Below are 13,011 nucleotides of genomic sequence, written 5' to 3'. Positions count from 1 at the left end.
TAAAAATAGAAGTTTAATTGAAAGTATTATCGTAATAAATTATGGGATAGAAAATTTTCATTTTCTATTTTTTTTAACTTTATCCTCAGGTTTTCTAACAGATTTAAGGTTCAAAATACAATGTCTTACTTGATAGCCTTTTAATCCGGAAAGAGGATGTATTTGTGTACTATAAAATATATTAACTTCTTCATCAGGCCAATTTAACTCTAACCCTTCTAAGTTCTTATTGTTACTAGAATCCTTTCCTGCTGTTTCTAAGACTTGATACCATGTTTTTAGCATTGTATTTGTAGAATGCGTTGTATTCACAGCATAGATTAAAATTCCACCTCGATTTTCATTTTTTTCTCCAGTAGAGTAATCTTCTAATAATTGTTTGAATCCTCCTTCAATTTTGGTTGCCCCGCTCCAAATTTTAGACTCACCAAACCATTTATAAGGAAATCCAGATAGCTCCACATGAATGTCTACATGCCCATTCTCAAATTTATCATGGGCAGCATCATAACTTAAAAATTTTAAATCTCTAACAATTTGAGTATTGATGTCATCTTCAAATACTTTAAAAACGGAAGAATCAGAATCCACATGTGGATATTTTTCTGTAATCAATTTTCGACTAGCTTGTATTTCTCTTAAAATTTCATCTAAATCAGAATATAGAAAATTGATGAAATCTTGATAAGAATTAGGATTTAATCTAGTGATTAATTTTGTAATACGAGGATCTAGAATACTTGGATTAGTGAGCATGAAGATTACTCACAAATATTTGGGAAGGGGAAAAAAAAGTTAAAACCTGTCGACTAAACTCTTCAGGAGTTAAGATATCTCCACTCAATGGGTGAACATAATCACCGCTAGCTATAGAATTTAATATTTCTCTAATATCTTCGTCATCCAGAATAGCTTCATATCTATCTATTACAGAATTATATGCTTCAAATTTTTGAGTTAAAACATTAATATTTTTCTTAGTTAAGTGAAATACAGCATTATAGAATATATCTTCAGAAGTCGATTGGTCTACATGCTTATAAAGGTCAACGAAAGTTAGATGTGTTTTCTTTGATGGCGCAACGGCTACATAATCGATCAAATTCAGACACGCGCTCAGCATCTCAGTAGAAACCTCTTCTAACTGTGATTCAAGCTTACTTTTAAGCTCTAATAAGTATTGAGAGCGTGCCATTCATCTTACCTTAGTGTTAAAAGTTTATTGAGAACAAACTCAATATCTTCATAAGAACGTGAACCTATTATAAATGCATTGTATAGATGGCTACCATTAATATTGCTTAATGCGTTGTAACTACTATTTAATGAGATTTCTATATCTCTGTCATAGTACTTTTTACTAATTCTATATGGTGTTATTGTTTCATCAAGTTTAACGCCATCAATTTCTGTGTTTTTTAAACCATTTACACCTGATTCATGGTAGGTGACTTGACGAATATCAACACTATCTCCACGTAACTTTTCATGGTGAGCTGTACCTTCGGTTGTTGTGAAGTAGATCTCTGTTACTCCACTAACTTTATCGACTGCTTCATCATAAAACTTCTGAATACAAGGGAATAGGTCCAAGGGAGAAGAAAGGAAATCGTATTTTTCCATGATTTCCAAACCTAACTCCCTTTTTATAAAATGTGAAAAATTACTATGGATAACGTTAAGTTCATTTCTTGGCATTACTCTTGCCAAATCAATTAAAACAATCAATATTTGTCTTTCAATATCAATAATTACAGAGTCAAAACATGTTAATTCAGTGGTCTTGAAACCAAAAACTTGACTATATAAATCGCTAATATTGTCTTTCAAATCAGAGGAATCAAGTTCTTGCCTAACAGTCAATTCACGTACTTGAGAAAATTGATAAGAAATTATTAGATCTTCTCTAATATCTGTTCTTTGTAAAGGATAAAAAGTTCTCTTATTAACTTGTGACTCAATTTCAGGATTCGGTTGGTAATTCCCAAAAATCGTATCTAATTTTTCTTTAATTTCATTAATATTTTTAACATTTTGATAAACGGTAAGGAATTTATCATCAAATAAAATATGTCTGTTAACAGTATCTGAAATTTTTTGTTGTAATTTTTCTAACTTATCTAAGTCATAGATTGCTGCTAGTTTCTGTTGTAAATCAGAAAATTTTCTTCCACTTAAATTTCTGCCAAAGCCTTTAAATATTCTTTGAAATTCCTTTAATGACATTGTTCGCTCTTCAGCTATATCTAAAGAAGAAGCAATTATCTCTCTTACATCATCTGCATCGTAATTTTGGTCATCTGACATTTAAAAAACTCTAACTATTTTAAAGTGGTATGTAATTTGTTCAGTAATTAAATCATATGATTATTAATTTTAAAATATATACTTTTAGATAGTATTTTACTTATTGATTTTTCAAAAATTTTATAATTATGCTATTTTTAGTAAGGAAAATTAATATATCTGTTTAGTATAGTTTAAAAATAGAGTTCAAGTATTACATCAATTGTTCTTAAGAGCGTTTTGTCTAGCTACGTCTAGCAAAAATTAGTCTTACGCCGCTTTATCTTTGAACAAAGATGAAATAGGTTCTAACTATATAGCACCAGCTTTACGTCATTTTTGGCAAATACCATTTCGGAAGACTACGCAAGAGTAAATGTCTTTAAATTTCTCACTAAAGACTGACTAAATCTTTCTCTTCACGTTTTTAGATTTTGTATGACTACGTATAACAAAAGTGAAAACTTTAACTCGAAATCACTTCTCATTTCCTTGATGGCCAACTTATTGAAAGATCATTAAATTGCTCTCAAAGGTTCATGAATAATACATCTCATCTATTTTTGATAATTGAAATTTCATCAAGGGATATCAAGGAAACTCTCATTTTTTACTCATACAAAGTGCTTGCAATTTACCTTGACAGGTTACTCTCCAAAAGCTAACTAGTTTTCATTTAAATCTATTATATATCAATGGATAAAGACTATTTTTACAACTTTTAATAAATTGAATTTCGTCAAGGTACGTCAAGGAAGCTTGTAATTTTTGCGTATATTCGGTGATTGTAATTTAGGTTGACAGCCTATCCCCTAAAAACATACTAATTTTTCTTTAAATTATCTATATAACAAATATTTATGTGATTTTTAATAACTTTTATAAGTTGAGTTTCGTCAACCTAAATTTAAATAACATGTCAAAGTTTAATATTTAATTATTTATCCAGTAATAGAGCTTTTACCTGTACAGCAATATTTTGAGGAAAAACTTTTATGCTAGGCAGTGCAATGGTTTCGGCTCTTTTATAATTTTCATTTCGTACAGCTACGTACAACAAAAAACATGATTTATATTCGATTCTGTCTAAGTACGTCTAAGTAAATTTTGCTTTACGACGATTTATATAAAATACGCTGTATCGCATATGCCATAAGGGCTCTAGCTTTTTTCAAATATTCATCTCGTAAAGCTACGTAAAGCAAAAACATGATTTTTATTCAATTCTATCTAAGTACATCTAAGTAATTACTTGGACAGCTCAGCTCTGGATTATGATTTAAAATCTTCTATAAGCTATGTGTATCAATGGATACAGCAGATTTCTAGAAAATATACTTATCTAATTCTGTCCAAGTACGTCCAAGTAAATTTTGCTTTACAGCATTTTATGAAAAATACACCGTATGCTATGGGTCAGTAGGGTTTTAGTTTTTCTAAACCTCCATCTCGTAAAGCCACGTAAAGCAAAAAACTTAGCTTTTTGTTTGATGGCGGTTATCTTTAATTTCTTTGAAAAACTAGATATAAAAAGGCCTTGACTGAATTTTGAAGCATTGAATTTGTCAAACTACGTCAAACAAAAAATTATTTTCTTTATTGATTAAAATTTTAATTCTTCAGGAGTCACTTCTTTAAATAAAATTCAAATGAGAAAAACTCATAGATCGAATACTTTTACTCACTTTTTATTAAATTATATTTATGAGATTTTAGGGCTTTCCTGAGAAATGGATCATAATTGAAGAAATTCAAACCATTTATGCTGAGAATATCTGGTTTATTCGCTATTAGTATGTTCAAAAGACAATTTTCATAGTAAATAGCGGAATAAAAGAACTCGAATTGGAAAAGAGTTTTTAAGGAAATAGGACAAATTAGGAGTGTCCATGAAAATTAAGCCATTGCCGCCAATGAACAGCTTAATTGTATTCGAGGCAGCCGCACGCCACCTCAGTTTTACAAAAGCTGCAAACGAATTGAATGTTACTCAAGGCGCTATCAGTCGACAAATTCGACAGCTCGAAGAATATTTAGGTAAGGAATTATTCCTAAGAGCTAATCGAAATATTTCCCTAACTCCTACTGGATTGCAATATTATCAAACGATTTATAGTGCTTTATTAAATGTTGCTCAAGCAACTGCTGAAATTAAGAAATGGCAAGGTGAACATCAAATAACAGTTGCTACTACAAATGCTATGGCTGCTCTGTGGTTATTGCCTAAGGTTGCAGCATTTCAGCAAAATAACGAAGGTGTAGATTTAAGAATATTAACGACAGAAAATATCTTGGATTTACAGAAAATGGACTTTGATTTGGCACTTTTTTATTGCCGAACTCCTCCGTTAGGAATGAAAGTCACCACATTATTCCCAGAAGAAGTATTTCCTGTTTGTAGTCCAAATTATCTTGCTCAATTTAAGGAAGGTACTCCTCCAGAGGAAATATTTGGTAAAGCATTGCTTTATCTAGATGACTCTCAAAAGGATTGGATTACATGGGCCGAATGGTTTGAAGCGGTCGATTATCCTATGGTGAAACCTAAAAATAGAGTCAATATTAATAACTATCCAATGCTGCTCCAAGCTGCAATTAATGGTCAGGGAGTGGCATTAGCATGGGGATCTTTAATTGATGATTACTTGGAAAATGGTTCTCTTGTTCGCCCAGTCGAAACTGTATTACGTACCGAAGCAAATTTTAGTATGTTGGAACCTTCAGATCGGGGAGTTATTCCATCAAGTGTAAAGCATTTCCGTAGTTGGTTATTAGAGCAATTACCAGGGCAAGTAGGGCAAAAGGGATTAAATTAGCACTGTTTAAATAATAAAAAAGGGCTCAATTTAGAGCCCTTTTTTTGAATTAAATTTAGTTATCTGTAATGAGTTGAGCCTTTGTCTCATCAACGGGCTTTTCAGATTTAGTTTTACAGAAATCTGGGCGTATATGTTCAGGCATCATTACCCATGCTTGTGGATCTTGACGAAGACTTTTCATTAAAGAAATACACATAATCGCAAGCAATATGGAGATTGGAAAACCCGCAATTACACAGGCTGTCTTAATAGCAGATAGGCCACCAGCTAAAAGTAAGCCTCCACTAATAAGCGGAATGATTACTGCCCAAACCAGACGAATTCCTACTGATGGATTCGTAGAACCATTAGTATCTAGAAAACATAAAACTAGAGCACCTGAGTTCGCAATGGTGATGATATGGATAGACAGCAATAAACATAAAAGCGCGCTTAAGAAAATCGTAATAGTATGATTTTCTGAAATATGATCAAAGAAAACAAATACAGCACGGGCAGGGTCTTCTTTAGTCGCTTCAGCGATAGTCACTTCATGAGGTTTGACCTTATCTACTTGAACAATCGAAGCATTACTCGCAACAACTTGATGAGTTGGTGGTTGATGGTTCGCTTTTTCAATTTTAAGAGCAGCGCCACCAAAAGCTGCAATCCAAATAAAGGTGAGTAAAGTAGGTGCGGCAAGTGAGCCTAGAATAACTTCACGAATCGTGCGGCCGCGTGAAATGCGAGCAATAAATAACCCTACAAAAGGTGCCCAAGTCATCCACCATGGCCAGTAGTAAGCAGTCCACCAACTTTGCCAACCTGAATCTTTTTGAGCATCACTCCATAAACTCATACCTACAATGTTTTGTAGATAATCACCTAAACCTTCAAAAAAAGTATTAAAAATATAACGAGTTGAACCAATAACGATGACTGCAATGACAAGAACATAAGATAAAACCATGTTCCCTTCAGCAATAATTTTAAATCCTTTACTAATCGCAGATAATAAAGATAGGGTTGCTAAAACGCCTAGAACAAGAACGAGAACCAATTGAATTTTAACGTCAATATTGACACCAAATGTATGATTTAGACCAACATTAAGTTCAAGAATTCCCATGCTAATGGCTTGGGAAACACCAAATGCTGTTAAAACGATAGTAACAATATCAACGAAATTCCCTATAGAACCATAAATTTTGTCACCAATTAAAGGATGTAATACTGATCGGCATGCCAAAGGTAAACCTTTGCGATAAGAAAAATATCCTAGAGCAACAGCTGATAAGCAAAATAGGCCCCATGGGTGAAGTCCCCAATGAAAAAAGGTGAGTTGCATTGCCATTCGTGCTGATTCATCTGAAAGACCTTGCGTAAATGGATTACTTGCATAGTGAGTGATTGGTTCTGCAACTGACCAGAACATCAGTCCAATTCCCATACCACAAGAGAAAAGCATACAAATCCATGCAATATTACTATATTCGGGCTTTTCATCGTCTTGTCCGAGTCTAATATGCCCATATCGACTCATGCATAAATAAATCAAAAAACCTAATAAAAAAGTAGCTAAAAATAGGAGATACCATTTTGCATTTTGCAATAAAACATCTGAGATAATTTGAAAGTATTCACCAGCCTGTTTTTCTTTAAAAATACAAAACGCAATAAAAATAAAAAGTAATAACTTCGAGACAATCATCACTGTTGGGTTGAGTCCTGAAAGGCCTCCTGATGTATTGCGCATAAATCCTCCTTGGATGCGTAGCAGTTAACTACCTGTTAACCGTTGTATGCGAATAGCAAAAGAGTAGTGATGAGCATAAAGATTGCTCAACCGATTTATTCTCATCTATAGGTGAGTTTTAGTCATAGGTCATTCCTTGTACCTAATACATTTAAAAATTATTGAAGGGAAAGCAAGTTTTAGGATGCATGATAAAAACTCATCAATACCCCTCTAAAAAGTCGTTTGTCTGTCGCCATTAGGTTTTACACAATCTGTAAAGAAATCGCAGAGAGTGCAAATCATCTCAACGCAGGGAGTTCTGCGTTAGTTTTAAATATATGGAGATCCTCAGATGAATAGTCGAGTTAGCCAGCAATTAATTACGGTTCAGCAAGTCGATAATGTTTTAAACCCTATTACTGAATCAAATGGTATGCCAAATTTAGCATACACCAGTAGCGAATATTTTAATTTTGAACGCGACAATATTTTAAGCAAAACTTGGGTGTGTGTGGGTTTTGCTTCTGATTTACCTAAAAAGAGCTATGTAAAGCCTGTTAATTTTATGGGCATGCCTTTGGTCATGATGCGCAACCGTGAAGGGGAGCTTCAGGTTTTCCATAACGTTTGTAGTCATCGCGGTATGATTTTGGTGCAACAAGAAGGCACTATTGAAGGTGTGATTCGTTGCCAATACCACTCTTGGAGTTATGACCTAAACGGTAACTTAAAAGGTACTCCACACGTTGGCGGAATTAACCAACATAAAGATGAGCGCTTTAAATGTGAAAAACATGGTTTAAAAGCTCTCCGTTCAGCAATCTGGATGGATATGGTTTTCGTCAATATCTCTGGTGATGCACCAACTTTTGAAGAGCATATTGCACCACTAGTTGAACGTTGGAAGCCTTTCTTGGGTGAAAACGGTTTAGAACTTATTCGCAGCAGTAAAGTAGGTTCAACTTTTGAGTTACCTGTAAAAAGTAACTGGAAACTTACAGTTGAAAACTATTGCGAAGCTTATCACTTACCATGGGTACACCCAGCGCTAAATACGTATTCGAAACTTGAAGATCATTACAACATTATGTTCGAAGATCGCTTTGCCGGTCAGGGCAGTTATAAATATAACTTGTCAGCTACGGCGGGTACGCATTTACCAAAATTCCCAAGCTGGCCAGAAGATCAACTTCGTCATGCTGAATATGTAGCAGTGTTCCCTAACGTATTGTTAGGTATTCAAGCGGATCATGCATTTGCAATGATGATTGATCCAATCGCTCCAGAACAAACAATTGAAAAATTGCGTTTGTATTACGTTGGTGATGAATCACTAGATGCTAAATATGATGCATGTCGTGAAGCGACTTTAGAATCATGGAAAGTTGTATTTGCTGAAGATGTATTTGCCGTTGAAACCATGCAAAAGGGGCGTCACTCACCTGGTTTTGGTGGAGGGGTTTTCTCACCAGAGATGGATTTACCAACTCACTTCTTCCAAAAATGGTTAGCAACCCAAGCTAAAACGGCATTGGAGGCATAATATGCAACATTACCTCAACTATGTTGATGGCCAATGGCGAGATGCTTCTCGCCAATTAGAAGTTATCAACCCAGCAACAGATAAAGCTTTTGCAACAGTTGCTCGTGCAAGTGTAGAAGATGCAGATGCCGCTATGGCAGCCGCTCGACGTTGTGTGAATAGTGGTGCTTTAACTGATGTGCGTCCTGCAAAACGTACAGCATGGATGTTGAAAGCAGCTGAGGCGATTCGTGAAATTGCTGAAGAAGGTGCATTAATCCTGTGTCGTGAAAATGGCAAAAATGTTGATACAGCACGTGAAGAGTTTGATGAAGCAGCACGCTATTTTGAATACTACGCGGGTATGGCAGATAAAGTTGAAGGAATTTCAGTACCTTTAGGTAAAGATTACGTTGATTTTACTTCATATATTCCGATGGGTGTATCGGTTCAAATCGTACCTTGGAACTTTCCCGTCTCAATCTGTGCACGCTCATTAGCACCTGCTTTAGCAGCAGGTAATGCAGTTGTAATTAAGTCACCTGAAGTTTCACCTTTAGGAATGGTTTTACTCATCAAAGCTATTGAGAAAGCTGGTTTTCCGCAAGGTGCAGTGAACTTGCTTTGTGGTAAAGGTTCAGAAGTTGGTACTCATCTTGTTAAGCACCAAGATACCAATCAAATCGTATTTACCGGTTCAGTGCCAACAGGTCAACGCATTTTGAAAGATGCGGCTGAACGTGCGACGCCTTCAGTAATGGAGTTGGGTGGTAAGTCAGCGGCAATTGCTTTTGCTGATGTTGATCTTGAACAGTTACTACGTAGCGTTAAAGTTGGAATTTTCTATAACTCTGGTCAAGTTTGCTCGGCGATGTCTCGCTTATTAGTGCACCGCAGTCGCTATGAAGAAGTTAAAGCAGCCGTAGTGAATCTTGCAGAGAGTTTAACTGTAGGTATTGGCGAAAGTAATGCCGAACTTACTCCAGTTGTATCTAAAGATCAGCAACAACAGATTCTTGCCATGATTGATAAGGCACGTGAAGAAGGTGCCAATGTTTTAACAGGTGGGAAAGCTGCAGATCTAGAGGGTTACTTCGTCTTACCAACTATTATTGAAGCAAAAGATGACATGTCGATTGCTCAAGAAGAAGTATTTGGTCCTGTAATGGTGATCATGCCTTTTGATGATGAAGACCAAGCAGTAGCAATCGCAAATGGTACGGACTTTGGACTTGTTGCTGGTGTATTTGGTGAAAATCTGAATCAAACACTTCGAGTAGCAAACCGACTTATTGCTGGTCAAGTCTTTATTAATGAATGGTTTGCTGGCGGTATCGAAACACCATTTGGTGGTGTGGGCTTATCTGGTTTTGGTCGCGAAAAAGGGCAGGAAGCCATCTACAGTTATGTTCAAACTCGCAATATCGGTATCCGTTTGAAACATGGTGTGTAATTTGTAAGAAATAAGGGAAATAGACAAGATGAGAAAGTGGTTATGTATTGTCTGTGGCTGGATCTATGATGAAGCTAAAGGCTGGCCTGATGACGGGATAGCTCCAGGAACAAAATGGGAAGATATTCCAGATGACTGGATGTGTCCAGAGTGTCAAGTTGGTAAAGCTGATTTTGAAATGCTCGATATTACTGATATTGAGGATGAGGAAATTCCTGTAGTAGCTGCAGCTCCAGTGATTGAACCTGTAGTTATTATTGGTAGTGGCCATGCCGGCTATCAAGTGGCTTCAACTTTACGTGCACAATCTCCAGACTTGTCTATTACCGTATTTACTGCTGATGATGGCGCTTTATACAGTAAACCAGCTTTATCTAATGCTTTAGCATTAGGTAAAGACGGAGACAGTTTAGTTCGCGAGACTGCTCTTAGTTGGGAACAACGTTTAAATATCCGCGTTTATCCACATACAAAAGTAACTCATATTGACCGTGCCAATAAAAAGCTGCAAACCACTATTGGTGATTATCCTTACGGCAGACTCGTACTCGCGACTGGGGCAACACCAGTTGTTATTCCAATCGATGGTGATTCGACGCCAACACTAAGCGTAAATGATCTAGCAGATTACCGCCGTTTCCGTCAGCAGTTATCAAATAAACAGCATGTCACAATTCTTGGTGATGGCCTCATCGGTTGTGAGTTTGCAAATGATTTAGCTGCACATGGCATCAAAGTCACGGTTGTTGGTCTTGGCAAATGGGCAATGGAACGTCTTATTCCAGAACCTTTAGGTCATGCACTACAAAATGCTCTAAGTCAGTTAGGCGTAGAGTGGAAATTACAAAATAGTATTCGATCTATTCAATCTGCAAATGGTCGTTACCAGTTAACACTCCAAGATGGTCAATCATTTGAAACCGATTTGGTATTAAGTGCAGTTGGCCTGAGACCAAATATTGCACTTGCTCAAGCAGCGGGTCTAGAGACAGCACGCGGTATTTGTACTGGACTTGATCACCGTAGTAGTGATCCAGCAATTTTTGCTTTAGGTGATTGTGCAGAAGTGAACGGCCAGTGGGCACCTTATATCAATCCCATCACGCAAGCATTACCAGCTTTAGTTAATAACCTTTTAGGTCAGTCAACTGCTGCTGATTTGAAATCAACACCAGTTCTAGTAAAAACACCAATTTTGCCACTTTCCGTCTTGCCAGCAATGGGAACAGGTGAGTGGGTAGTGGAACAACATGACGGCGAGTTAGCTGCGAGTTTCTACAATGAACAAGGCAAATTAACAGGCTTTGCCTTACTTGGTCGCCAATTACAGCACCATCGTAGCGAGTGGCTTGAGAAACTAAATTCGTGTCCATCCACAGTTTAAGTTAAGGGAATAACAAAATGATTGCTTTACCAAATGATGATAGTACCTGTGGTTGGTATGCGGCATTGCCCCCAGCAGGTCCTGCTAAAAAGTTAATAGGTCCACAAAAAGCTGATTATGCCATTATCGGAGCAGGCTTTGCAGGGTTAGCAGCAGCTCGAAGATTAGCTGAACTCAAACCGAATGCGCGTATTATTTTAGTTGATGCACAACGTGTAGCAGAAGGCGCTTCAGGACGTAACTCTGGGTTTGTGATTGATTTACCACATAAATTTGCTTTATCACATCCTGATCCTTCGCATAAGCAAAAATTATTGAGTCTGAACCGATCGGCAATTGCTCAATTACAAGGTTTAGTCGAGCGCCATAACATTGATTGCCAATGGTCTGCTGCTGGTAAATATCAAGGAGCTGTGGGCGAACGTGGTGAGGCACATCTCAATCACTTTGAACACTTGATGAAAGATTTGGGTGAGCCATACCGTTGGGTCGAAAAAGCTGAGCTGAAAAAAGTATTAGGTACAGATTTCTATAGCCGTGCAATTTTTACTCCTGGTTCATATTTGATGCAACCAGCAGCTTTAGTACGTGGTATGGGTGACCATTTACCAAACAGCGTTGAGTTATTAGAGCAATCTCCAATTCGTAGTTTGCAAAAAAGTAATAACCAATGGCTTTTACAAGGCGATGAAGGGTCAATCACAACTCCTAAAGTACTACTTGCAACGAGTATTTTTACGCGTGAATTTGGGTACTTGAAGAACCGCCTATTACCAGTCATGACCTTTGCGAGCTGGACACGTCCATTAACTGATCAAGAAATGAATGTTTATCGTGGTGAATTAGATTGGGGACTTACTCCAGCCGACCATGCGGGAACAACTTTAAGAATGACCGCTGACCGCCGTATCCTAATCCGTAATACTTATAAACACGTGCCTAAATACGGTGCAAACATAAACGATGATAATCGTCGCTGGATACAAGAAGATCATCGCAAAGCATTTTTAGATCGTTATCCAGATTTGGCGAATGTTCCTTTTACCCATACATGGGGTGGTGTTTACGCCATTTCTCGTAACTTCACTAACTTCTTTGGTGAGTTAGAAGACGGCGTTTATGCGAGTGCTTGTGACAATGGTGTAGGAGCAGCATGGGGCACAATTTCTGGAACGCTATTGGCTGACCTTGTTGTTGGTTCAGATTCTCAAGCTTTAAAAGATATTCAGTATGTCACTGGTATGCCTAGCTTAAATCCACCAGAACCGTTCTTAGGTTTAGGTGTTAGAACACGTATTAGATTTGAAAAATGGCGCAGTCGTAGTGAATTGTAAGCGGGAGAAATAAATGAAAGAAGTAAAGTTAGTTGATAGTGCTCAACTTGATTTTAATTTACGTGGCGAAACACCAGACGGTACAGCTTATGTGGCAAGAGCATTAGGAGCTGACATTTCCCCAAACATGGGTATTGGTTTTGCACGTTGGGAAGGCGCGGAAGTTAGCTGGAAATTACTTTATGACGAAGTCATTTTTGTAATTGAAGGCTGTTTTGAACTTACTGCTAATGGTCATAAATATGAAGTTCGTCCGGGACAAATGTTATGGATTCCTGAAGGAACCGAACTCATTTATGGCGGGCATGCGGTATTTGGTTATGTAGTACATCCGGGTAACTGGAAAGAATTGCACGGAATTGCATAACAAAAGCGATCCATATTGTTCAGGAAAAGAATGATGTGGGTCGCTTTATTCTTATGAGTACCTAGCCCTGAATGAGGGCTAAGGCGAATTAACGAAAATTTTAAATTTCAGGAGCTTCTCCTGAACAGG

10 protein-coding genes and 1 pseudogene are annotated in these 13,011 nt (G+C 36.9%); 7 read left to right on the top strand and 4 right to left on the bottom strand.

Annotated elements, in window-relative coordinates:
- Positions 1 to 57: 57 nt before the first annotated feature.
- From BMW38_RS05335 to BMW38_RS05325, 3 genes are read right to left on the bottom strand one after another with little or no spacing between them, the layout of a single operon-like run.
- Positions 58 to 756 (bottom strand): hypothetical protein, encoded by a 699-nt coding sequence (locus BMW38_RS05335; protein ID WP_092706407.1) that lies wholly within the window; start codon positions 754 to 756, stop codon positions 58 to 60.
- Positions 746 to 1,195, bottom strand: a complete 450-nt coding sequence (locus BMW38_RS05330; protein WP_092706405.1) for a hypothetical protein — start codon at positions 1,193 to 1,195, stop codon at positions 746 to 748. The genes BMW38_RS05335 and BMW38_RS05330 overlap by 11 nt, the downstream gene beginning before the upstream one ends.
- A 5-nt stretch (positions 1,196 to 1,200) precedes the next feature.
- Positions 1,201 to 2,307: a hypothetical protein gene (locus tag BMW38_RS05325; protein WP_092706403.1), complete on the bottom strand. Its 1,107-nt coding sequence runs from the start codon at positions 2,305 to 2,307 to the stop codon at positions 1,201 to 1,203.
- A 1,868-nt stretch (positions 2,308 to 4,175) separates the two neighbouring features.
- Here BMW38_RS05325 and BMW38_RS05320 point away from each other — a divergent pair.
- Entirely contained in the window at positions 4,176 to 5,102 is a 927-nt protein-coding gene (locus BMW38_RS05320) for a LysR substrate-binding domain-containing protein (protein ID WP_092706401.1), read from the top strand.
- 55 nt (positions 5,103 to 5,157) lie between these two features.
- Here BMW38_RS05320 and BMW38_RS05315 read toward each other — a convergent pair whose 3' ends face one another.
- The gene (locus tag BMW38_RS05315; RefSeq protein ID WP_092706398.1) at positions 5,158 to 6,840 is read right to left on the bottom strand and encodes a BCCT family transporter; all 1,683 of its coding nucleotides are present in this window, start codon (positions 6,838 to 6,840) and stop codon (positions 5,158 to 5,160) included.
- A 334-nt stretch (positions 6,841 to 7,174) separates the two neighbouring features.
- Here BMW38_RS05315 and BMW38_RS05310 point away from each other — a divergent pair, with 334 nt between their 5' ends.
- From BMW38_RS05310 to BMW38_RS05290, 6 genes and pseudogenes are all read left to right on the top strand, one after another.
- Complete coding sequence (locus tag BMW38_RS05310) at positions 7,175 to 8,365, top strand: aromatic ring-hydroxylating oxygenase subunit alpha (protein WP_092706396.1); 1,191 nt, start codon at positions 7,175 to 7,177, stop codon at positions 8,363 to 8,365.
- 1 nt (position 8,366) lies between these two features.
- Positions 8,367 to 9,797 (top strand): aldehyde dehydrogenase family protein, encoded by a 1,431-nt coding sequence (locus tag BMW38_RS05305; protein WP_092706394.1) that lies wholly within the window; start codon positions 8,367 to 8,369, stop codon positions 9,795 to 9,797.
- Positions 9,798 to 9,825: 28 nt separating this feature from the next.
- A pseudogene (locus tag BMW38_RS19575) lies at positions 9,826 to 9,987 on the top strand (rubredoxin); the annotation flags it as partial.
- A complete protein-coding gene (locus BMW38_RS05300; RefSeq protein ID WP_244524337.1) occupies positions 9,976 to 11,181 on the top strand; it encodes an NAD(P)/FAD-dependent oxidoreductase in 1,206 nt (401 codons plus the stop codon). The pseudogene BMW38_RS19575 and the gene BMW38_RS05300, both read left to right, overlap by 12 nt.
- 17 nt (positions 11,182 to 11,198) lie before the next feature.
- Positions 11,199 to 12,515 (top strand): NAD(P)/FAD-dependent oxidoreductase, encoded by a 1,317-nt coding sequence (locus BMW38_RS05295; RefSeq protein WP_092706390.1) that lies wholly within the window; start codon positions 11,199 to 11,201, stop codon positions 12,513 to 12,515.
- Between the two features lie 13 nt (positions 12,516 to 12,528).
- Positions 12,529 to 12,882 (top strand): ethanolamine utilization protein EutQ, encoded by a 354-nt coding sequence (locus tag BMW38_RS05290; protein ID WP_092706388.1) that lies wholly within the window; start codon positions 12,529 to 12,531, stop codon positions 12,880 to 12,882.
- The last annotated feature ends 129 nt before the right edge of the window (positions 12,883 to 13,011 follow it).

Source organism: Acinetobacter sp. yr461 (genome assembly GCF_900110445.1).
Classification (GTDB): domain Bacteria; phylum Pseudomonadota; class Gammaproteobacteria; order Pseudomonadales; family Moraxellaceae; genus Acinetobacter; species Acinetobacter calcoaceticus.
Note: the sequence above shows the minus strand (reverse complement) of the source record. Positions and strands in the feature narration are given on the sequence as shown.

Coding starts and splice junctions, on each gene's coding strand:
- BMW38_RS05295 (WP_092706390.1), top strand. CDS start 11,199: ATGATTGCTTTACCAAATGATGATAGTACCTGTGGTTGGTATGCGGCA.
- BMW38_RS05300 (WP_244524337.1), top strand. CDS start 9,976: ATGCTCGATATTACTGATATTGAGGATGAGGAAATTCCTGTAGTAGCT.
- BMW38_RS05290 (WP_092706388.1), top strand. CDS start 12,529: ATGAAAGAAGTAAAGTTAGTTGATAGTGCTCAACTTGATTTTAATTTA.
- BMW38_RS05315 (WP_092706398.1), bottom strand. CDS start 6,840: ATGCGCAATACATCAGGAGGCCTTTCAGGACTCAACCCAACAGTGATG.
- BMW38_RS05310 (WP_092706396.1), top strand. CDS start 7,175: ATGAATAGTCGAGTTAGCCAGCAATTAATTACGGTTCAGCAAGTCGAT.
- BMW38_RS05320 (WP_092706401.1), top strand. CDS start 4,176: ATGAAAATTAAGCCATTGCCGCCAATGAACAGCTTAATTGTATTCGAG.
- BMW38_RS05305 (WP_092706394.1), top strand. CDS start 8,367: ATGCAACATTACCTCAACTATGTTGATGGCCAATGGCGAGATGCTTCT.
- BMW38_RS05330 (WP_092706405.1), bottom strand. CDS start 1,195: ATGGCACGCTCTCAATACTTATTAGAGCTTAAAAGTAAGCTTGAATCA.
- BMW38_RS05325 (WP_092706403.1), bottom strand. CDS start 2,307: ATGTCAGATGACCAAAATTACGATGCAGATGATGTAAGAGAGATAATT.
- BMW38_RS05335 (WP_092706407.1), bottom strand. CDS start 756: ATGCTCACTAATCCAAGTATTCTAGATCCTCGTATTACAAAATTAATC.